At 62.2% G+C, this 19465-nt stretch carries 16 protein-coding genes; 8 read left to right on the top strand and 8 right to left on the bottom strand.

What is annotated here, in order from left to right:
* Positions 1–205 precede the first annotated feature (205 nt).
* The 6 genes from JWU58_RS02560 to pilG all read right to left on the bottom strand — a co-directional run bounded on the left by JWU58_RS02560 (position 206) and on the right by pilG (position 10297).
* Positions 206–676 (bottom strand): chemotaxis protein CheW, encoded by a 471-nt coding sequence (locus JWU58_RS02560; RefSeq protein WP_206421443.1) that lies wholly within the window; start codon positions 674–676, stop codon positions 206–208.
* Complete coding sequence (locus JWU58_RS02555; RefSeq protein WP_206421442.1) at positions 669–6584, bottom strand: Hpt domain-containing protein; 5916 nt, start codon at positions 6582–6584, stop codon at positions 669–671. The genes JWU58_RS02560 and JWU58_RS02555 overlap by 8 nt, the downstream gene beginning before the upstream one ends.
* An 11-nt stretch (positions 6585–6595) precedes the next feature.
* A complete protein-coding gene (locus JWU58_RS02550; protein WP_016772746.1) occupies positions 6596–8644 on the bottom strand; it encodes a methyl-accepting chemotaxis protein in 2049 nt (682 codons plus the stop codon).
* A 272-nt stretch (positions 8645–8916) separates the two neighbouring features.
* Positions 8917–9456, bottom strand: coding sequence for a chemotaxis protein CheW (locus JWU58_RS02545; protein ID WP_016772745.1), 540 nt, complete (start codon positions 9454–9456; stop codon positions 8917–8919).
* A 10-nt stretch (positions 9457–9466) separates the two neighbouring features.
* Positions 9467–9832, bottom strand: a complete 366-nt coding sequence (pilH, locus tag JWU58_RS02540; protein ID WP_016772744.1) for a twitching motility response regulator PilH — start codon at positions 9830–9832, stop codon at positions 9467–9469.
* 60 nt (positions 9833–9892) lie between these two features.
* Entirely contained in the window at positions 9893–10297 is a 405-nt protein-coding gene (gene pilG, locus JWU58_RS02535) for a twitching motility response regulator PilG (protein ID WP_016772743.1), read from the bottom strand.
* 225 nt (positions 10298–10522) lie between these two features.
* On the opposite strand from pilG, the gene gshB reads away from it, so the two are divergent.
* The 7 genes from gshB (at position 10523) to JWU58_RS02500 (ending at position 16851) form a co-directional block, all read left to right on the top strand.
* Positions 10523–11494, top strand: coding sequence for a glutathione synthase (gene gshB, locus JWU58_RS02530; RefSeq protein WP_206421441.1), 972 nt, complete (start codon positions 10523–10525; stop codon positions 11492–11494).
* A 148-nt stretch (positions 11495–11642) separates the two neighbouring features.
* Positions 11643–12542 (top strand): energy transducer TonB, encoded by a 900-nt coding sequence (locus JWU58_RS02525; protein ID WP_024014654.1) that lies wholly within the window; start codon positions 11643–11645, stop codon positions 12540–12542.
* Positions 12543–12953: 411 nt separating this feature from the next.
* The gene (locus JWU58_RS02520; RefSeq protein ID WP_016772739.1) at positions 12954–13526 is read left to right on the top strand and encodes a YqgE/AlgH family protein; all 573 of its coding nucleotides are present in this window, start codon (positions 12954–12956) and stop codon (positions 13524–13526) included.
* On the top strand, positions 13526–13963 hold the full coding sequence (ruvX, locus tag JWU58_RS02515; protein ID WP_016772738.1) for a Holliday junction resolvase RuvX: 438 nt from the start codon (positions 13526–13528) through the stop codon (positions 13961–13963). The genes JWU58_RS02520 and ruvX overlap by 1 nt, the downstream gene beginning before the upstream one ends.
* A gap of 81 nt (positions 13964–14044) precedes the next feature.
* Positions 14045–14551, top strand: coding sequence for a bifunctional pyr operon transcriptional regulator/uracil phosphoribosyltransferase PyrR (gene pyrR, locus JWU58_RS02510; protein WP_024014655.1), 507 nt, complete (start codon positions 14045–14047; stop codon positions 14549–14551).
* 27 nt (positions 14552–14578) lie between these two features.
* Positions 14579–15583 (top strand): aspartate carbamoyltransferase catalytic subunit, encoded by a 1005-nt coding sequence (locus JWU58_RS02505; protein WP_123441731.1) that lies wholly within the window; start codon positions 14579–14581, stop codon positions 15581–15583.
* Positions 15580–16851 (top strand): dihydroorotase, encoded by a 1272-nt coding sequence (locus JWU58_RS02500; protein WP_042606567.1) that lies wholly within the window; start codon positions 15580–15582, stop codon positions 16849–16851. Before JWU58_RS02505 ends, JWU58_RS02500 begins: the two co-directional genes overlap by 4 nt.
* Before the next feature lie 152 nt (positions 16852–17003).
* On the opposite strand, the gene JWU58_RS02495 is transcribed toward JWU58_RS02500, so the two are convergent.
* Positions 17004–17438, bottom strand: a complete 435-nt coding sequence (locus JWU58_RS02495) for an NINE protein (protein WP_016772734.1) — start codon at positions 17436–17438, stop codon at positions 17004–17006.
* A 248-nt stretch (positions 17439–17686) separates the two neighbouring features.
* On the opposite strand from JWU58_RS02495, the gene JWU58_RS02490 reads away from it, so the two are divergent.
* Complete coding sequence (locus JWU58_RS02490; RefSeq protein ID WP_024014657.1) at positions 17687–18304, top strand: C40 family peptidase; 618 nt, start codon at positions 17687–17689, stop codon at positions 18302–18304.
* A gap of 125 nt (positions 18305–18429) precedes the next feature.
* Here the strand turns inward: JWU58_RS02490 and JWU58_RS02485 are convergent, their stop codons facing one another.
* Positions 18430–19464 (bottom strand): type IV pilus twitching motility protein PilT, encoded by a 1035-nt coding sequence (locus JWU58_RS02485; protein WP_016772732.1) that lies wholly within the window; start codon positions 19462–19464, stop codon positions 18430–18432.
* Position 19465: the final 1 nt, after the last annotated feature.

Here is a 19465-nt window from a genome sequence, read left to right as displayed (position 1 = left end):
TGCGGCGTAACACTGGGTGTCTTTAAACACAGGTACGGCTTGGTGTTTATTGAGCTACAGGAATTGAGGATCTACCTGTGGGATTGAGGTGATGCGACTGGCGCTTTCGCGAGCAGGCTCGCTCCCACAGAGGTTGCCCGGTGTACACACCTGTGGGAGCGAGCCTGCTCGCGAAGAGGCCATCCAAAACAGCGAAAGCCTTGGATCAGCGGGCCAATCCCGCCTCCACCAACAACTTCTCCAGCCCCAACAAATCCGGCACCTTCGCCACCTGCTCGCCCACCTGCACCGCCGCCTGTTCCAGCGCACACAACGGCACATCCACGTAACTCAACTGACTGTCCAGCTTGTACGACCGAGGAATCCCTTGCACCAACAGGGCGATGAATCTCAGCTCGGGCAAGCCGCCCAGCGCATTCAGAATGACGATCCGCGCCCGTTCGCCGATGACGATTTTCTGCTCGCAGGCCGATTCGAAACTGATCAGCGGAATCTGCCGCTCGCGCCACGTTACCCGGCCCAGGTACCACGGCGGCGTGTCGAGGTCGAAGGCGCTGGCCTGGTAGTCGATCAGCTCGGCGATGGCGACATTGGGCAGGATCAGGTTGCGATCGGCCAGCGGCAGCAGCAGCCCGGTGAGCTGGCTGGTGCGCGGGTTGTGCCGGTGCTCATGCATGTTTCTTGCTCCACTGGGCGATGCTCTCCAGCAACACCGATTCCTGATACGGCTTGCCGAGGTAGTCGTTGACACCGATGGCCATGGCGCGGTCGCGGTGTTTCTGGCCGGTGCGCGAGGTGATCATGATGATCGGCAAGTGGCGCAGGCGTTCGTCGGCGCGCACCTGGGTGGCGACTTCGAAGCCGTCCATGCGCGGCATTTCGATGTCGAGCAGCATCAGATCGGGCATGTGCTCTTCGAGCAGCAGCATCGCATCGACACCGTCCTTGGCGGTCAGCACGTTCATGCCGTGACGTTCGAGCAAACGGCTGGTGACCTTGCGCACCGTCACCGAGTCATCGACGACCATGATCAGCAGCGGCTTGTGCGGCTCGCTGTCGATCTCCGTGCGCGCCGGCTCTTGCGCCAGCCGCGCCTGCATCGCCCGGATCGGTGCGAGCAGATCCAGAATCAGCACCACCCGGCCGTCGCCGAGAATCGTCGCCCCCGACACGCCCTGCACCGCCGCGAATTGCGGGCCGAGGCTCTTGACCACGATCTCGCGAGTGCCGGCCATGGCGTCGACCAGCACCGCAACATGGCGGTCGTTGCAATGCACCAGCAGCACCGGCAACGGCAGGTTCTGCCCGAGCAGTTTTGGCCGTGGCGCAGTCTTCAACAGCTCGCCCAGGTAGCACAGTTCATAACGCTGGCCGGCGTATTGATAACTCGGCGGATCCTGACGGAAGTGCCCTTCCAGATCATTCGGCAACACGCGCACGATGCCTTCGATGGTGTTCAGCGGGATCGCGTACTGATCCTCGCCGCACTGCACCATCAGCGCGCGGTTGACCGACACGGTGAACGGCAGGCGAATGCGGAAATGCACGCCCTGCCCCGGCACCGAATCGATGCTCATGCTGCCGCCCAGCTGACGCACTTCTTCGTGGACCACGTCCATGCCGACGCCACGCCCGGAAATCTGGGTGATCTTTTCCGCCGTGGAGAAACCCGGCTGGAGAATGAACTGCAACACGTCGCGGTCGCTGATCTCGGCGTCGGGCGCCAGCAGACCGCGCTTGATCGCCTTACGCCGCACGGCTTCCAGCGGCACCCCGGCGCCGTCATCGCGGATGTCGAAAACCATGTCGCCGCCCTCGCGGGACAGATCGAGGGTGATCTGCCCTTGCGCCGGCTTGCCCGCCGCCAGCCGCACCTCGGTGGATTCCAGGCCATGGTCGACGGCATTGCGCAGCATGTGTTCCAGCGGCGCGGCCATGCGCTCCAGCACGTTGCGATCCATCTCGCCATCAGCGTTGCCGACGACGAACGCGACATCCTTGCCCAGCTCTTCGGCGACCTGACGCACGATGCGTTTCAGACGCGGCACCATGCGCTCGAACGGCACCATGCGCGTACGCATCAGGCCTTCCTGCAACTCGGTGTTGATCCGCCCCTGTTGCTGCAACAGGTTTTCCGCGTCGTGATTGCGGCGGTCGAGGGTTTCCTTGAGGTCGAGCAGGTCCGAGGCGGATTCGAACAGCGCCCGCGACAGTTGCTGAAGCTGCGAATGGCGGTCCATTTCCAGCGGATCGAAGTCTTCATAACCGAGGCGTTCGCCATCGACTTGCTGGCGGCTGAGGATGCGCCCCTGGGTTTCGGTGTCGAGGCGGCGCAACTGATCGCGCATGCGCTCGATGGTGGTTTCCATCTCGTTGAGAGCAATCTGCGCATCGTTGACTTGCTGCTCGATCCGTCCACGAAAGATCGAGGTTTCCCCGGCCAGATTGACCAGTTCATCAAGCAGCTCGGACGAAACCTTGACCATGTCCGCGCCAACATCGGCGGCCGGTGGCGCAGCCTCGGGCTTAGCCACCGGTGCCGCGACCGGCGCCGGCGGCGCTTCAACCTGCACCGGGTGACTGAAATTCTGGATCGCGCTGATCAGCCGATCGGCCGGCGGGCACGGTTGCCCGGCGCGCACGCCATCGAGCATTTGCGCCAGTCGGTCATGGCCACGCTGCACCAGCGCGAACAGTTCGGCGGACGGTTGCAGCGCACCGGTAGAGAGGCTTTCGTAGAGAAATTCCAGCTCGTGGGCGAGGTCGCCGATCGGGCCGATTTCGACCATCCGCGCGCCACCCTTGAGGGTGTGCAGATCGCGCAGCAGGGTTTCAATTTCCTGACGATTGCCCGGCTCGGCCTGCCAGCGCAACAGCGCGGCGCCGGAGCTTTCGATGATGTCGAAACCTTCTTCGAGGAAGATTTCCAACAGTTCCGGATCATGCCCGGCGTTGTCGTGTTCGACCGCTGCGGGGGCAGATTCGCTGGCGGCCTGGCCCTGACGCAACTGACGGATCGCGTCGATCAAATCCTGCGCCGGAGTCAGCGCTTGATGCGCTTGCAGTTGCTCCAGCATCAGCGCTAACCGCTCATGACTGCGCTGCAACAAACTTTCGAGCGCGGCGCTGTGGTTGTAGCGTCGATCGACCAGCCCTTCGTAGAGATTTTCCAGTTCCTGGGCGAGGTCGCCGACGGCCTCGACCTCGGCCATGCGCGCGCCTCCCTTCAACGTGTGCAAGTCGCGCTGCAATGACGACAGCGGCGCGGCGTTGTCCGGGTCCTTGCGCCAGCGCTGCAAGGCTTGCCCGGCGCTGTCGAGAATGTCCACCGCCTCTTCGAGGAAGATTTCGACGATCTCGTCGTCAGGCTCAAGGGCGGCAACCGATTGCTGCAATTGCGCGGTGGCGCTGCCCAGCTCGCGAATATCCAGGGTGCGACTGCCGTCGCTGCGGATCAGGCCCATCGCCGCCGGGTCGAGGCCTTCGTCGAGCAGACCCTGCAAGGCACGAATCCGCTCCGGTTGCGGGGTGATTTCCTGGCCGGCAGCGAGTTCGTCGAGCATATTGATCAGCGCTTCGTGGGCCAGGTGCGCTTCGTGGAAAAACCGCTCGCTGACCGCCAGGCTGCTTTCTTCCACCGCGCCATACAGGTCGAGCAAGGCTTCGCAGAGGCCATCGACCGCCTGCAGATCGGCCAGATGCGCGCCTTCGCCCAGAGTGGTCAGTTCATCGAGCAAGGCGCTGAGTTCCTGGCGCTCGCCGGGGTGCTGCTGCCAGCGCTGCAAAAGATTTTCGGCGTCGAGGAGGATGTCCATGCCCTGGGCGAGGAAGTTGTTGATCAGCTGCGGATCGCGCTTGAGGCGCAGGCCGCTGTCAGCGCCATCGGAGCTGGCTTGCAGGCGCTCGGCGAGCAGCGCTTCGGTGCGTTTGATCAGCGACTGCGCACCGACAATCGGCGCCAGCGGATCGTGTTTGAGCTGGCGCAGGCCGACGCGGAACAAGCCCTCGGCTTCGAGCAGCAATTCAACCTCGTCCAGATCCAGCGGCAACTGATGCGCCTTGAACTCGCGGGCCAATTGATCCAGCGAAGCCGCCAGTTCGGCCATCGGCAATACGCCGGCCATCGAGGCACTGCCCTTGAGCGTGTGCAGCGCCCGTTGCAGTTCGTCGCTGGCCGGCAACGGCACCTGTTCGGCGGCCTGATCGAGGAAACGGTTGAGGCTGGCGAGGTGGGTCTCGGCTTCTTTGCGGAAGATTTCCAGCAGCAGCGGATCAAGCGCGGCGACGTCGTCGGTATCTTCGGCAGCCAGCGGCTCATCGCCTTTGGCCAACGCGTGGGCGCGGGCGGCGAGTTGATCGACATCGCTGCGCTGGCGCTGACGCTGGGTGGCGAATTCGTTGATCAGCTCGGGCAGCAGCAACAGCGTGTCGCCGAGCAACTGGCGCAGCACTGCGCCGGGTTCGACGCTTTGTTCGAGCACGCGGTTGAGCAGGTTTTCCACCGCCCAGGCCAGTTCGCCGAGAACCAACGCGCGGACCATGCGCCCGCTGCCCTTCAAGGTGTGAAAGGCCCGGCGCAGCTCGGTCAGCGCGGCGCGGTCCTGGGGATTGGCGGTCCAGCGCGGCAGGTATTCGTGGAGAACTGCGAGGACTTCGTCGGTCTCTTCGAGGAACACTTCGCGCAGTTCATCGTCGACCGGTTCTTCATCGGCCGGCGGCGGCATCAGGCTGTCGGGGCTGTTGCGCGCCGGCGGGTTGAGCGCCGACAGCGGGCTGGCGAGCACTTCGGCCAGCGACTGCACGACGTCAGGGTCGTCGAGCGCTCGCAGATCCTGCATGAGCTGCGCTTCGCTGGGGCTGAGCACCTCATCGAGCACCGGCACCTGCGGTTCACCGGGCTGTTCGTTGGCGAAGAAGCCGAGGCTGGCGAGGCTGTTCTGCGCTACATCCAGCAAATGCTCGGCCGGTGCCTGCGGATCATCGCTCAGGCGTTCGAGGTAATACTCCAGGCTGCTGATCACGTCGGCCAGATGATCGAGTTGCTCCCAGCCCGGTTCGTGGGCATCGAGCATCAAATGCTCGCGAATGAAACCGTTGCAGGCCTCGACCAGACTCGCTGCGCGGGCCAGCGGAATCATCGCCAGCGCGCCGCGCACCTGTGTCAGCAGCTCGGGCAGCGATTGCAGATGCTGGCGGTCCCAATCGGCGTCGATGTAATCGACGATCATGTCCTTGGCCTGTTGCAGGCAGATGCGCGCTTCCTTGATCACGATCTGATGGATCTGCGTCAGGTCGGTGGTCGGCAGGCGCGTGTCGTCGGCGCTTTGCGTCTCCACCGTGCCGACCATGCCGGCCAGCGTCGCTTCGACGTAGAGCAAGGCCCCGGCGACGTCCATGAGAATGGCGTCGTTCGGTTCGCGCTGGCCCTGAGCGAGGCTGAGCACCACCGCCAGTTGGTCGATGATGACCTTGCGCGGCTGGCCGAAACCCAGCACCGCGAGGGTGTCGGCAATCTGTCGCAGCGGCGCGAGCAGGCTGTCCAGATCCGAGGCGTGCTGGCGGTCGCTGCGCACGAACAGATCGAGGCGCTCCTTGACCCGCACCAGCTCTTCGCACAGCGCTGCCAGCACCGAGCGCATGGCATCGCGGTCGGGGCCGGCGAGGCGCGCGCGTTCTTCATCGACCATCGCGCTGTCGGGCAACGCGTCGTCCAGGGAGTAGCGATCTTTCATGGTCAGCATCTGCCCGGTGGGATGTTCGGCTTTGGCAATATAGAACAACAGGCTTTTCAGCAGCTCGGCCGGCGCCGGCTGGTTGAGCCCGACGATGCCCTGCTCGAGCAGGCGCTTGAGCTCTTGGTCGGCGTCCTTGAACAGGCTGCGCAGCGCCGGACTGTTGGCGATGACGCCCTCGCGCATGCCCTCGACCAATGCCGAGGCGATTTGCCACAAAGGGCTCAACGGCGCATCGCCGCTCAGTGCTTCGAGACGGCTGAAGACTTTGGCCAGATAGCCAAGGTGCGTCTGGTCGTCCTGTTCGCGCAGCAGACCGACCAGAGCCATTTGCAGCATCTGCCGCAGTTTGCGCAGCACGTTCGGCAGATCGGGCGGTTCCAGCGCGGCGAGTGCCTCGTCGCCGAGCGGCGCCAGCTCGGGCAGTGGCGGGCTGAACAGGCGGGTTTCCGCCAGCAGGCTTTCACCGCGAGCGCTACGCAGATCGTTGATCAGCGGCAACACCACCAGCGGCAGGTCGCGGCGGGCGCTCTGCACGCGGTCAAGGTAAAGCGGCAGTTGCCCCAGGGCTTGCAGCAGCAGGTGCAAGGCCTCGTCGCGGTGTGGCACGCGTTGATGTTGCAGGGCTTCGACCAGATGCTCCATTTCTTCGGCGAGCAACGCTGCGCCGTAGAACTCGACCATTTGCAGACTGCCGTGGACCTGATGAATGTACGCCAGGCACTCGTCCAGCCCGGGGAAGGCCTGCGGATCGTCGAGCACGGCCTCGATCGCCTGATGCGCCAGCTTCAGCGTTTCGGCAATTTCGCCCTTGACCCATTCCAGGGCCACGTAGTCGTGCCGATCACCCATAACCACTCCACTCACGCTTTATCTGTCGCCGCCGGCAAGGTGAAACCGGACACCGAACGGCGCAACTGACTGGCCATTTTCGCCAGGTTGCCGATGCTCTCGGCGGTGGCCGTGGACCCCGACGAAGTCTGCGAGGTGATCTGCTGGATCACGTTCATCGTCAGCGAGATCTGCCCGGCCGAAGACGTCTGCTGTTGCGCCGCGTTGGAAATGCTCTGGATCAGCGCCGCGAGGGTCTTGGACACGCCTTCGATTTCTTCCAGGGCCACACCGGCATCCTGCGCCAGTCGCGCGCCGCGCACCACTTCGGTGGTGGTCTGCTCCATGGAAATCACCGCTTCGTTGGTGTCGGCCTGAATCGCCCGCACCAGGGTTTCGATCTGCCGGGTCGCGGCGGACGAACGCTCAGCCAGGCGCTGCACTTCGTCGGCGACCACGGCAAACCCGCGCCCGGCGTCGCCCGCCATCGATGCCTGGATCGCCGCGTTGAGGGCGAGGATGTTGGTCTGGTCGGCGATGTCATCGATCAGGCTGACGATGTCGCCGATTTCCTGAGAGGACTCGCCGAGGCGCTTGATGCGCTTGGCGGTGTCCTGAATCTGTTCGCGGATGTTGTCCATGCCGTGGATGGTGTTGTGCACCACCTCGTTGCCTTTGTTGGCGATTTCCACGGAACGCTCGGCCACCGCCGACGATTCGGCAGCGTTGGCCGAGACCTGATCGATGGACTCGGCCATGTCGCTGATCGCTGTCGAGGCTTCGGAAATCTGCTGGGCCTGTTGCTCCGAGGCCTGGGCCAGATGCATGGCGGTGGCCTGGGTTTCCTGCACGGCGGCGGCAACCTGGCCGGCGGTGAGGTTGATGGTGGCGACCAGATCGCGCAATTGGTCGACGGAATAGTTGATCGAGTCGGCGATGGTGCCGGTGAAGTCTTCGGTCACCGAAGCGGTCACGGTGAGGTCGCCATCGGCGAGGTCTTCGATTTCGTCGAGCAGGCGCATGATCGCGTTCTGGTTGCGCTCGTTCTTCTCGGCGGTTTCACGCAATTGGCGATTGGTTTCGCGGACCATGACCAGACCGATGAGGATGATCGAGGCCAGCGCCAGCAAGCCCAGCACATAGCCGCCAATGGTGTCGGTGTTGCGCCCGCCGGCCAGATGCTCGAATCCGGTGGCCAAGTGCGAGGCTTCGTCGAGCAGGGTTTGCGACAGGGTGAAGATGTTGCTCGCCGATTCGCGGACCTTGAACAGCTCTGGCGAGGTTTCGAGGATTTCGTCCACCGAGCCGGAAACGAACTGGAACAGCTCGGAGATTTCGCTCAAGCGCGCACGGGCGTCGCGGTCTTCGACCTGGCTGATTTTCAGCGCCGGGTTGCCCTGCAACATGCCGTTGAGCACCAGACCGAAACGCGCGGCATCACGACCAAACGCGTCGGCGGCCTGTTGCGAGTTTTCGTCACCGGCGAGCACGGTGTTGACTGCGCCAAGAATGCGTTCAGCCAGTAGCGATTGCCGTTGCGCCATTGCCACCTGCGCCGCCGGAGCGCCGCGCTGGAGGAGGATTTCCACGACTTTTTCGTATTCGATCTGCAACTGCGGCACGGTTTCGGCCAGCGTAGCGGCGACTTGATGCAGCGACAGCACGGTCTGTTCGCTGGTGAGGATCGCGTCGGTGTTTTTCAGCAGGCGTTCCCAGTCCATCTGCACCGCGCGCATTTCCGGGCGCACGGCGACGGGTGCCGGGGGCAGGCCGGTGTTCGGGTCACCCTTTTTCAGGTAACCCCAGCGCTGGGCAAAATCGTTGCGCGCATCGCTGAGCAGTTTGAAGGCGGCCGCCTTGCCCGCCGCCGCTTCGGTGGCGTTCTTGGCGATGCGTTGCGAGAGCACGCGCAGTTCGCCGGCATGGCCGATGTACTGCTTGTCGTAGTTCGCCTGGGTGTTGAGGTACGCGAAGTTGGCGAACAGCAGCATGATGAACACGATCAGTGCGATAAACAGCACGATGATCTGCGCGCGACTGCGCGATGCTTCTGCCGACTTGCCTGTTTTTGCTTTTGTCATCGGTCCTCGCCTTAACCCGCACCTTTGAGGCCTGCTGCAATCCCTGTGGGAGGCAACCTCATGATGAAGAAATTTTGTGGCGAGGGGATTTATCCCCGATGGGTCGCGCAGCGGCCCCAAAAACCTGAGTCGTATCGGCTACATCTCAAATACAGGTCTTGGGTCGGCTTCGCCAACCATCGGGGATAAATCCCCTCGCCACAGGTCTGTCTGACCCACAATTTTCCTGATCACATAGCCCATTCCACCCAATGGGTTCTGTGTTGTTCCTGCTATAGAGCCACACCCATAAACACCGGAGACCTGGCCAGTGCGAACAGGCTGAACACCCGCCAGTTCTGTTCGCGGCGGAAATAGCCTTTGACGAATTCGGCCTTGGAGCCCTGGCGCTTGCTGATCGACAGCGGCTCGAAACTGCCTTGCTCGAAATGCTGCAAGCCGATGACTTCGTCGACCATTACCCCGGCGAACACGTCTTCATGCTCCACCACCAATACCCGCCGCTGTTTGCGCAGCGGCGACAGTTCATGGCCGAAGAAGCCGCACAGGTCCATGATCGGCAGCAGCCGCCCGCGCAGGTTAGCCACACCCTTGACCCACGGCTTGACCCCGGGCAACTGGGTGAAGCGCGGTTCATGCAGAACTTCGCTGACTTCGCCCATCGGCGCCACATACCAATGCTCGCCGAGGCGAAAGCCGATGCCGCTCCAGCGATCCGGGCGCGCCGCTTGCGACGGCAGGTCGGCTGCCAGCAGGCGGCAGCGCTGGTCGATCTGCCAGAGCAGTTCGAACGCGGTCAGCGATTCGTTCATGATCGCGCGATCAGCCGTTGAGTACGTTGTTCAGGGTCTTGATCAGGGTGTCTTCGTCGACCGGTTTGGTCAGGTAATCCTTGGCGCCCTGGCGGGTGCCCCAGACCTTGTCGGTCTCCTGATCCTTGGTGGTGATGATGATCACCGGGATGTGCGCCGTGTCGGCATCCTTGGTCAGCTGACGGGTCGCCTGAAAACCGTTGAGGCCGGGCATGACGATGTCCATCAGCACCGCGTCGGGTTTTTCCTGACGGGCCAGGGCCACGCCGTCGGCGCCGTTCTCGGCCTTGAGCACTTCATGGCCGTGCTTTTCGAGCATGCCGGTGAGTTTGTACATTTCAGTCGGCGAATCATCGACGATCAGGATACGTGCCATGGTCTTCCCCATTTTTCTGGTCGACTGCCGGCCCGCTGGCCGAGCGTCACTGTGCGTGTCTTACTGCGGCAAAACGGCGGCGAAGCCCGGAACATGGGCCTGGATCGCGTTGAGCAGTTCTTCTTTGCTGAACGGCTTGGTCAGAAATTGATCAGAGCCGACAATCCGCCCCTTGGCCTTGTCGAACAGACCGTCCCTGGACGACAGCATGATCACCGGCGTCGCCTTGAAGGCGCTGTTGTTCTTGATCAGGGCGCAGGTCTGATAACCGTCCAGACGCGGCATCATGATGTCGACAAAGATGATCCCGGGATGGTGGTCGGCAATCTTCGCCAGCGCATCGAAACCGTCGATGGCGGTGATCACTTCGCAACCGACATTCTTCAACAATGTTTCGGCGGTGCGGCGAATCGTTTTCGAGTCGTCGATCACCATGACCTTCAAGGCGCTGGACTGCTGTTCCATAAGAGGGTTCTACCGTCGCCTTTGCGAATCAAATTGTCCGTTTTGCTGTGAATAATGGCCTGAAACCCTTGAAACCCATGGGGCGGCGCGATCTGCCAGCCTTTTTAGCACAGTCTCCAGATGCAATCTATCGACGGGTTTTTCCTTGACCCGAAACCCGCCCGGCGCCACTCTGGCGGCACTTTTTCAATACCGATCCGGTAGCCAAATTTCGAGGAAAACCCAATGAGCGTTCGCGTCGGGATTGTCATGGACCCTATCGCCAGCATCTCCTATAAAAAGGATAGCTCGCTGGCCATGCTGCTGGCCGCGCAGAAGCGTGGCTGGGAACTGTTCTACATGGAACAGAAAGACCTGTATCAGGCCCAAGGCCAGGCGCGGGCGCGGATGAGCCCGCTGAAAGTCTTCGCCAACCCGGACAAATGGTTCGAACTGGACGCCGAACAGGACAAGCTGCTGAGCGACCTGGACGTGATCCTGATGCGCAAGGATCCGCCGTTCGACATGGAATTCGTCTATTCCACTTATCTGCTGGAACAGGCCGAAGCCGCTGGCGTGCTGGTGGTGAACAAGCCGCAGAGCCTGCGCGACTGCAATGAAAAGCTGTTCGCTACGCTGTTTCCGCAGTGCACGCCGCCGACCATCGTCAGCCGCCGCCCGGACGTATTGCGTCAGTTCGCCGACCATCACGGTGACGTGATCCTCAAGCCGCTGGACGGCATGGGCGGTTCGTCGATCTTCCGCCACACCGCCGGCCACCCGAACCTCTCGGTGATCCTCGAAACCCTGACCCTGCACGGCAAGCAGCAGATCATGATTCAGGGCTACCTGCCGGCGATCGTCGATGGCGACAAGCGCATCCTGATGATCGATGGCGAGCCGGTGGATTATTGCCTGGCGCGGATCCCGGCCATGGGCGAAACCCGTGGCAACCTCGCCGCCGGTGGCCGTGGCGAAGCACGTCCGCTGACCGAAAAGGATCGCTGGATCGCCGCCCAGGTCGGACCGACCCTGCGCGAGAAAGGCCTGCTGTTCGTCGGCCTCGACGTGATCGGCGAGCACCTGACCGAAATCAACGTCACCAGCCCGACCTGCATCCGCGAAATCGACAATGCGTTCGGCACTGATATCGGCGGGATGCTGATGGATGCTATCGAAAAGCAGCTGCAAGCTTCGAGCCGCAAGCCACAAGCTTGAAGCCGGCCCGCGTCAGCTTGAAGCTTGAAGCTTGAAGCTTAAAGCTGCCCCTATGCAGCTTGTCGCTTGAAGCTCGTCGCTTGCAGCTAAAAACCAACATTGCGTTATCATGCCGGGCCCATGAAAACGCGATGTTGGTTTTTCTGTCATGACCCTCCCGTCCGATCTGCCCGCTGAACTCGCCCATCGTGGCGTGCGCCCGGCCGATCGCCTCGGTTTTACCCTGTTTCTCGCGGCGCTGATTCACCTGGCGCTGCTGCTCGGCGTCGGTTTCACCATGGTCGAGCCGCAGCAGATCAGCAAAACCCTGGAAATCACCCTGGCCACCTTCAAGGCCGAGAAGAAGCCGGAAAAGGCAGATTTTCTCGCTCAGGAAAACCAGGAAGGCAGCGGCACGCTGGACAAGAAAGCCCTGCCCAAGACCACCGAAGTCGCTCCGTTCCAGGACAATCAGGTCAAAAAGGTCACCCCGCCGCCCGCCGCCAAGCCAGTGGTGCAGGAAGCCGCCCCGAAGGCAGCGGTGACCACCGTTGCGCCGAAACCGAAAAAGGCGCCGACCAAGAAAGAAGAAAGCAAAACCGAAGTCAAACCGACCGTCGACGCGCCGGCGTTCGACAGCTCGCAGCTGTCCAGCGACATCGCCAGCCTCGAGGCGGAGCTGGCCAAGGAACAACAGCTGTACGCCAAGCGCCCGCGCATCCACCGCTTGAGCGCGGCCTCGACCATGCGCGACAAGGGCGCCTGGTACAAGGACGACTGGCGCAAGAAGGTCGAGCGCATCGGCAACCTCAACTACCCCGAAGAAGCACGACGCAAGCAGATCTACGGCAATTTGCGCCTGATGGTCTCGATCAATCGCGACGGCTCGCTGTATGAAGTGCTGGTGCTCGAATCCTCCGGCCAGCCGCTGCTCGATCAGGCGGCGCAGCGCATCGTCCGCCTGGCCGCGCCGTTTGCACCGTTTACCGGCGATCTGTCGGATATCGACCGCCTGGAAATCATCCGCACCTGGAAATTTGCCCGGGGCGACAAGCTCTCCAGCAACTGAATATTTATGTGGCGAGGGGATTTATCTGTGGCGAGGGGATTTATCCCCGCTCGGCTGCGCAGCAGCCGCAAAACCATTCCATATGGAGTGTCAGGCAGAATCCATCAAGCGATTCAGGGGCGCTTCGCGCCCCAACGGGGATAAATCCCCTCGCCACAGATAAATCCCTTCACCACAGATAAATCCCCTAACCACAGATAAATCCCCTAACCACAGATAAATTCCCTAAGCACAGATAAATTCCCTAAGCACAGATAAATCCCCTAACCACGCATAAATCCCCTGAGCACAGATAAAGCTCTCACCACAGCAAATCCCTTCGCAACAAAAGCTCTGTTCCAATAATGGATCTGTGTTGTTGTCAGCATCTCCAGCTTGTCAGTTCGCCCCTCGAACGCCACACTAGCGCTCATGAAAAACGTCAGCCCCAGCTACCTCAAGCATCACTTCCTGATCGCCATGCCACACATGGCCGACCCGAACTTTGCCCACACCTTGACCTACATCGTCGAGCACACGGCCAATGGCGCGATGGGGCTGGTGGTCAACAGGCCGCAAGACTTGAACCTGGCCGACATCCTTGAACAGCTGCGCCCGGACATCGAGCCGCCGGCGCGTTGCCAGGATGTGCCGATCTTCATCGGCGGGCCGGTGCAGACCGATCGCGGTTTCGTCCTGCACCCGGCGGGCCAAACGTTCCAGGCCACGGCGCAGCTGGACGGCGACCTGGCCCTGTCGACTTCGCAGGACGTGCTGTTCGCCATCGCTGACGGCGTCGGCCCCGCGCAAAGCCTGATCACCCTTGGTTACGCCGGTTGGGAAGCCGGGCAGCTGGAGGCCGAACTGGCCGACAACGCCTGGCTGACCTGCCCGTTCAACGCCGACATCCTCTTCAACACCCGCAGCGAATTGCGCCTGGAAGCGGCAGCGCGGCACTTGGGCATCGACCTCAATCTGCTCACCAGCCAGGCGGGTCACGCCTGATGGCCCTGCGCCTGATTCTCGGCTTCGACTACGGCACCAAACAGATCGGCGTCGCGGTCGGCCAGGTCATCACCGGCCAGGCCCGCGAGCTGTGCACCCTGAAAGCGCAGAACGGCGTGCCGAACTGGGATCAGGTCGAAGCGCTGATAAAAGAATGGAAACCCGACGCCGTGGTGGTCGGCCTGCCGCTGAACATGGACGGCACGCCCAGCGAGATGTGCGTGCGCGCGGAGAAATTCGCCCGCCGCCTCAACGGCCGCTACAACCTGCCCTTCTATACCCACGACGAACGCCTGACCACTTTCGAAGCCAAGGGCGAGCGACTGGTGCGTGGCGGGCAGAAAGGCAGTTACCGCGACAACCCGGTGGACGCCATCGCCGCCGCCCTGTTGCTGCAGGGCTGGCTCGATGAAAACACTGCATTGTTTGAATCCTGACAAGCGCTTCGGCGCTTTTCTTTTGGTTATAAACCGAGCTTCGTCCGGCAGGACGCAGCGCGGAATCACGAAGGAGCAACCATGAGCCTGCCCAATCCCGCCGATCTGATCAGCCAGATGGCGACCCGCCTCAAGGCGCACCTTGCCCAGCGTGACATCAGCGAACCGCGTTACATCGGCATCCGCACCGGCGGCATCTGGGTCGCGCAGGCGCTGCTCAAGGAACTGGCCAGCGATGCGCCACTGGGCACGCTGGATGTGTCCTTCTACCGCGACGACTTCAGCCAGAACGGCCTGCACCCGCAAGTGCGCCCGTCCGCCCTGCCCTTCGAGATCGAAGGCCAGCATCTGGTGCTGATCGACGACGTGCTGATGAGCGGTCGGACCATCCGCGCCGCCATGAATGAACTGTTCGATTATGGCCGCCCGGCCAGCGTTACCCTGGTCTGCCTGCTGGACCTGGACGCCGGTGAGCTGCCGATCCGCCCGAACGTGGTCGGCGCCACCCTGACCCTGGCCGGCAACCAGCGGGTCAAGCTGTCCGGCCCCGAGCCGCTGACGCTCGAACTGCAAGACGTCACCCTTTAATCCGCCCTATTGAGAGTCCCCCTCGCGATGACGCCTCTAGATACCAAGCGCCCGCTGCAGCTCAATGATCAGGGCCAGCTGCGCCACTTCCTCTCGCTCGACGGTTTGCACCGCGAGTTGCTGACGGAAATCCTCGACACTGCCGACTCGTTCCTTGAAGTCGGCGCCCGGGCGGTGAAGAAGGTCCCGTTGCTGCGCGGCAAGACCGTGTGCAACGTGTTCTTCGAAAACTCCACGCGCACCCGCACCACGTTTGAACTGGCGGCCCAGCGGCTGTCGGCGGACGTGATCACCCTGAACGTGTCGACATCGTCGGCGAGCAAGGGTGAAACGCTGCTCGATACCCTGCGCAACCTTGAAGCGATGGCCGCCGACATGTTCGTCGTGCGCCACGGCGACTCGGGCGCGGCGCACTTCATCGCCGAGCATGTCTGCCCGCAGGTGGCGATCATCAACGGCGGCGACGGCCGGCATGCGCACCCGACCCAAGGCATGCTCGACATGCTCACCATCCGTCGGCACAAGGGCGGTTTCGAAAACCTCTCGGTGGCGATCGTCGGCGACATCCTGCATTCGCGGGTGGCGCGCTCGAACATGCTCGCGCTGAAGACCCTCGGCTGCCCGGACATCCGCGTGATCGCGCCGAAAACCCTGCTGCCGATCGGCATCGAGCAATACGGCGTCAAGGTCTACACCGACATGGCCGAAGGCCTGAAAGACGTCGACGTGGTGATCATGCTGCGTCTGCAACGAGAGCGCATGACCGGCGGCCTGCTGCCCAGCGAAGGCGAGTTCTACCGCCTGTTCGGCCTGACCACCGCACGTCTGGCCGGGGCCAAACCCGATTGCATCGTCATGCACCCGGGGCCGATCAACCGTGGCGTGGAGATCGAGTCGGCGGTGGCCGACGGCCCGCACTCGGTGATCCTCAATCAAGTGACCTACGGCATCGCGATTCGTATGGCCGTGCTGTCCATGGCCATGAGCGGGCAGACTGCGCAACGTCAATTCGAGCAGGAGAACGCCCAGTGAAGCTCAGCATTCTCGGCGCACGCGTCATCGATCCCAGCAGCGGCCTGGATCAAATCACCGACATCCACGTTGAAGCCTGCAAGATCGTCGCCCTCGGCGCCGCACCGGCCGGTTTCAGCGCAGTGGAAACCATCGATGCCCAAGGTCTGGTCGCCGCGCCTGGCCTGGTCGACCTCAACGTTGCCCTGCGCGAGCCGGGCTACAGCCGCAAAGGCTCGATCGTCAGCGAAACCCGCGCCGCCGCTGCCGGTGGCGTGACCAGCCTGTGCTGCCCGCCGAAGACCAGACCGGTGCTCGACACATCCGCCGTGGCCGAACTGATCCTCGACCGCGCCCGCGAGGCTGGCAACACCAAAGTGTTCCCGATTGGCGCGCTGAGCAAAGGCCTCGACGGCGAACAACTGGCCGAACTGGTCGCGCTGCGCGACGCCGGTTGCGTGGCGTTCGGCAACGGTCTGGAGAGCTTCCGCAACAGCCGCACCCTGTGCCGGGCGCTGGAATACGCGGCGACTTTCGACCTGACGGTGATCTTCAACTCGCAGGACCACGATCTGGCCGAGGGCGGTCTCGCTCACGAAGGCGCGGTCGCCAGTTTCCTAGGCCTGCCGGGCATCCCGGAAACCGCCGAAACCGTGGCGCTGGCTCGCGATCTGCTATTGGTCGAGCAGACCGGCGTGCGTGCGCACTTCAGCCAGTTGACCAGTGCTCGCGGTGTGGCGCTGATTGCTCAGGCGCAGGCCCGTGGCTTGAAGGTAACGGCGGATGTTGCGTTGTATCAGCTGATCCTGACTGACGAAGCGCTGATCGACTTCAACAGCCTTTATCACGTGCAACCGCCGCTGCGCACCCGCGCCGACCGCGATGGCCTGCGTGAGGCAGTGAAGTCCGGGGTGGTTTCGGCGATCTCCAGCCATCACCAGCCCCACGAGCGCGACGCCAAACTGGCACCGTTCGGCGCGACCGAGCCGGGCATTAGCAGTGTTGAGTTGCTGCTGCCGCTGGCGATGACCCTGGTTGAGGATGGTTTGCTCGACTTGCCCACGCTGCTGGCACGTCTCAGCGCAGGCCCGGCCGAAGCCCTGCGCCTGCCGGCAGGCAAACTGGCGGTAGGCGGCGCGGCGGATATCGTCCTGTTCGACCCCAAGGCTTCGACGGTGGCCGGTGAGCACTGGCTGTCGAAGGGCGAGAACTGCCCGTTCATCGGCCACAGTCTGCCGGGCGTGGTGCGCTATACGCTGGTGGATGGGCGGATTACTCACCAGGCATGACTTGCTGCTGAGGGAGATTGTGGCGAGGGGATTTATCCCCGTTCGGCTGCGTAGCAGTCGCGAAGCCATTGCACGCGGTGGAACAAATCCACCGCGTTCTCGGATTCAGGACCGCTTCGCGGCCCAACGGCTATAAATCCCCTCGCCACTACTTACTGGAAGGCGCCGCGATTCTGCGCGTTGCGCACCGACACCTGATCGTTCAGCGTCCAGAAGTCATACAGCACGCCAATAAAGAACAACCCGCCGGTCAGCAGATACAGCAAGCCGCTGATCCATTTGCCCTGATACATCCGGTGCACGCCGAACACACCGAGGAAAGTCAGCAGAATCCAGGCGACGTTGTACTCGATCGGCCCGGCGGCAAAGCGCAGATCCGCTTCGCGATCCATCGCCGGGATCAGAAACAGGTCGATCAGCCAGCCAATCCCCAGCAAACCGAAGGTGAAGAACCAGATCGTCCCGGTCACCGGCTTGCCGTAATAAAAGCGGTGCGCGCCGGTGAATCCGAAAATCCACAGCAGGTAGCCGATGACTTTGCTGTGTGTGTCTTTTTCTTTCACGCGGGGGAGCTGATAGCTGTTCATTAAGACCTCATTGCACTCGATAGATAAATATTCTTCATTTCTTTGTGACTTTTTTACAGGTGGCCGACGTATGGCAAATGTTACCGTTGCTAGCGCGAAACCCTTGTAAAACCTGACTTCTGTCGGACAACTGCGTACTTTTTGAGCGTTTTTGGTTCCGTAGCCGGCGGAATGAATCGATGAACGGCCTCGGAACGGCAAAAAAAGCTGTTATAAAGTTGCGCGCTATCACTTATGAGCCACGCCTAATGCGACCATTTTTCAAGACATGGCTGACTATTTGCCTATTAATGCCACTGGCCGCCCACGCCACCAATCGTGAGCAACGTCTTCCCAACGTCAACGGCTTCACCCCTAAATCCCATGCTTCGGCTCCATCGAGCAAAAGCAGCAAGAGCAAGACCACCACGCTGAGCAGCAAGAGCCGCAGCAAGCTGGTGCCACCGATGGCGAGCAAGGAAAGCAGCAATGTGCTGAGCCGTGCGGTAAACGTCCTCGGTACACCTTATCGTTGGGGCGGCAGCAGCCCAAGTAAAGGCTTCGATTGCAGCGGCCTGGTGAAATATGCGTTCAACGACGCTACGTTCGACCTGCCACGCACCTCCAATGCCATGGCCAGCGGTCACGGCGAGAAAGTCGAGCGCAAGGATCTGAAGCCGGGCGATCTGATTTTCTTCAACATCAAGAGCCGTCGGGTCAATCATGTTGCCATCTACCTGGGCAACGACCGCTTCATCCACGCCCCGCGCCGGGGCAAAGCGGTGAGCATCGACACGCTGAACAAGCCGTACTGGGAAAAGCATTACGTCGTCGCCAAGCGCGTGTTGCCGAAAGAGCAACAGCAGCTGCGCGTAGTCCAGCGCTAACACCATACCGATCGTTCCCACGCTCCGCGTGGGAATGACTCAATGGACGCTCCGCGTCCGCTTCGGCAGGGACGCAGAGCGTCCCGGGCTGCATTCCCAGGCAGAGCGTGGGAACGATCACTCCCTCAAAAATTATCCGGCGTACGCGCTTTCTCGCGTGCATGCTCGCGGCTGATCAAGCCCTTGGTCACCAGATCCTTCAGGCACATATCGAGTGTCTGCATGCCCAACGACCCACCGGTCTGAATCGCTGAATACATCTGCGCCACCTTGTCCTCGCGAATGAGGTTACGGATCGCCGATGTCCCGAGCATGATTTCATGCGCCGCCACCCGCCCGCCGCCGATCTTCTTGATCAATGTCTGCGACACCACCGCCAGCAACGACTCCGACAGCATCGAACGGACCATCGACTTCTCGTCGCCGGGGAACACGTCGACCACGCGGTCGATGGTCTTCGCCGCCGAGGTTGTGTGCAGGGTGCCGAATACCAGATGCCCGGTCTCGGCGGCGGTCAGCGCCAGGCGAATGGTTTCCAGATCACGCATCTCGCCGACCAGAATCACGTCCGGGTCTTCACGCAGGGCCGAGCGCAGCGCGGTGGCGAAGCTGCGGGTATCGCGATGAACTTCGCGCTGATTGATCAGGCATTTGCGCGATTCATGGACGAACTCGATGGGGTCTTCGATGGTGAGAATGTGGTGATGGCGATGGGTGTTGAGGTAATCGATCATCGCCGCCAGCGTTGTTGATTTGCCGGAGCCGGTCGGCCCGGTGACCAGCACCAAACCGCGCGGCGCATCGGTGATCTTGCGGAAAACATCGCCCATGGCGAGGTCTTCCATGCTCAGCACTTTCGACGGAATGGTGCGGAACACAGCGCCGGCGCCACGGTTCTGGTTGAAGGCGTTGACGCGAAAGCGCGCCACGCCGGGTACATCGAAGGAAAAATCCGTTTCCAGATTTTTCTCGAATTCGATGCGCTGGGTGTCGTTCATGATGTCGTAGATCAGATCGTGCACTTGCTTGTGGTCCAGCGCCGGCAGATTGATCCGTCGCACGTCGCCATCGACGCGAATCATCGGCGGCAGGCCGGCCGACAGGTGCAGGTCGGAAGCGCCCTGTTTGGCGCTGAAGGCCAGCAGTTCAGTGATATCCATA

The organism is Pseudomonas atacamensis, from assembly GCF_017167965.1.
Taxonomy (GTDB): domain Bacteria; phylum Pseudomonadota; class Gammaproteobacteria; order Pseudomonadales; family Pseudomonadaceae; genus Aquipseudomonas; species Aquipseudomonas atacamensis.
The sequence above is the reverse complement of the archived record's forward strand: the minus strand, read 5'-3'. Positions and strand labels throughout refer to the sequence as shown.

Bases quoted from the DNA above. Each gene is read 5' to 3' on its own strand.
- JWU58_RS02485 (WP_016772732.1), bottom strand. From the start codon at position 19,464: ATGGATATCACTGAACTGCTGGCCTTCAGCGCCAAACAGGGCGCTTCC.
- JWU58_RS02505 (WP_123441731.1), top strand. From the start codon at position 14,579: ATGACGCCTCTAGATACCAAGCGCCCGCTGCAGCTCAATGATCAGGGC.
- pyrR (WP_024014655.1), top strand. From the start codon at position 14,045: ATGAGCCTGCCCAATCCCGCCGATCTGATCAGCCAGATGGCGACCCGC.
- JWU58_RS02495 (WP_016772734.1), bottom strand. From the start codon at position 17,438: ATGAACAGCTATCAGCTCCCCCGCGTGAAAGAAAAAGACACACACAGC.
- ruvX (WP_016772738.1), top strand. From the start codon at position 13,526: ATGGCCCTGCGCCTGATTCTCGGCTTCGACTACGGCACCAAACAGATC.
- pilG (WP_016772743.1), bottom strand. From the start codon at position 10,297: ATGGAACAGCAGTCCAGCGCCTTGAAGGTCATGGTGATCGACGACTCG.
- JWU58_RS02555 (WP_206421442.1), bottom strand. From the start codon at position 6,584: ATGGGTGATCGGCACGACTACGTGGCCCTGGAATGGGTCAAGGGCGAA.
- JWU58_RS02525 (WP_024014654.1), top strand. From the start codon at position 11,643: ATGACCCTCCCGTCCGATCTGCCCGCTGAACTCGCCCATCGTGGCGTG.
- JWU58_RS02520 (WP_016772739.1), top strand. From the start codon at position 12,954: ATGAAAAACGTCAGCCCCAGCTACCTCAAGCATCACTTCCTGATCGCC.
- JWU58_RS02560 (WP_206421443.1), bottom strand. From the start codon at position 676: ATGCATGAGCACCGGCACAACCCGCGCACCAGCCAGCTCACCGGGCTG.
- JWU58_RS02545 (WP_016772745.1), bottom strand. From the start codon at position 9,456: ATGAACGAATCGCTGACCGCGTTCGAACTGCTCTGGCAGATCGACCAG.
- pilH (WP_016772744.1), bottom strand. From the start codon at position 9,832: ATGGCACGTATCCTGATCGTCGATGATTCGCCGACTGAAATGTACAAA.
- gshB (WP_206421441.1), top strand. From the start codon at position 10,523: ATGAGCGTTCGCGTCGGGATTGTCATGGACCCTATCGCCAGCATCTCC.
- JWU58_RS02490 (WP_024014657.1), top strand. From the start codon at position 17,687: ATGCGACCATTTTTCAAGACATGGCTGACTATTTGCCTATTAATGCCA.
- JWU58_RS02550 (WP_016772746.1), bottom strand. From the start codon at position 8,644: ATGACAAAAGCAAAAACAGGCAAGTCGGCAGAAGCATCGCGCAGTCGC.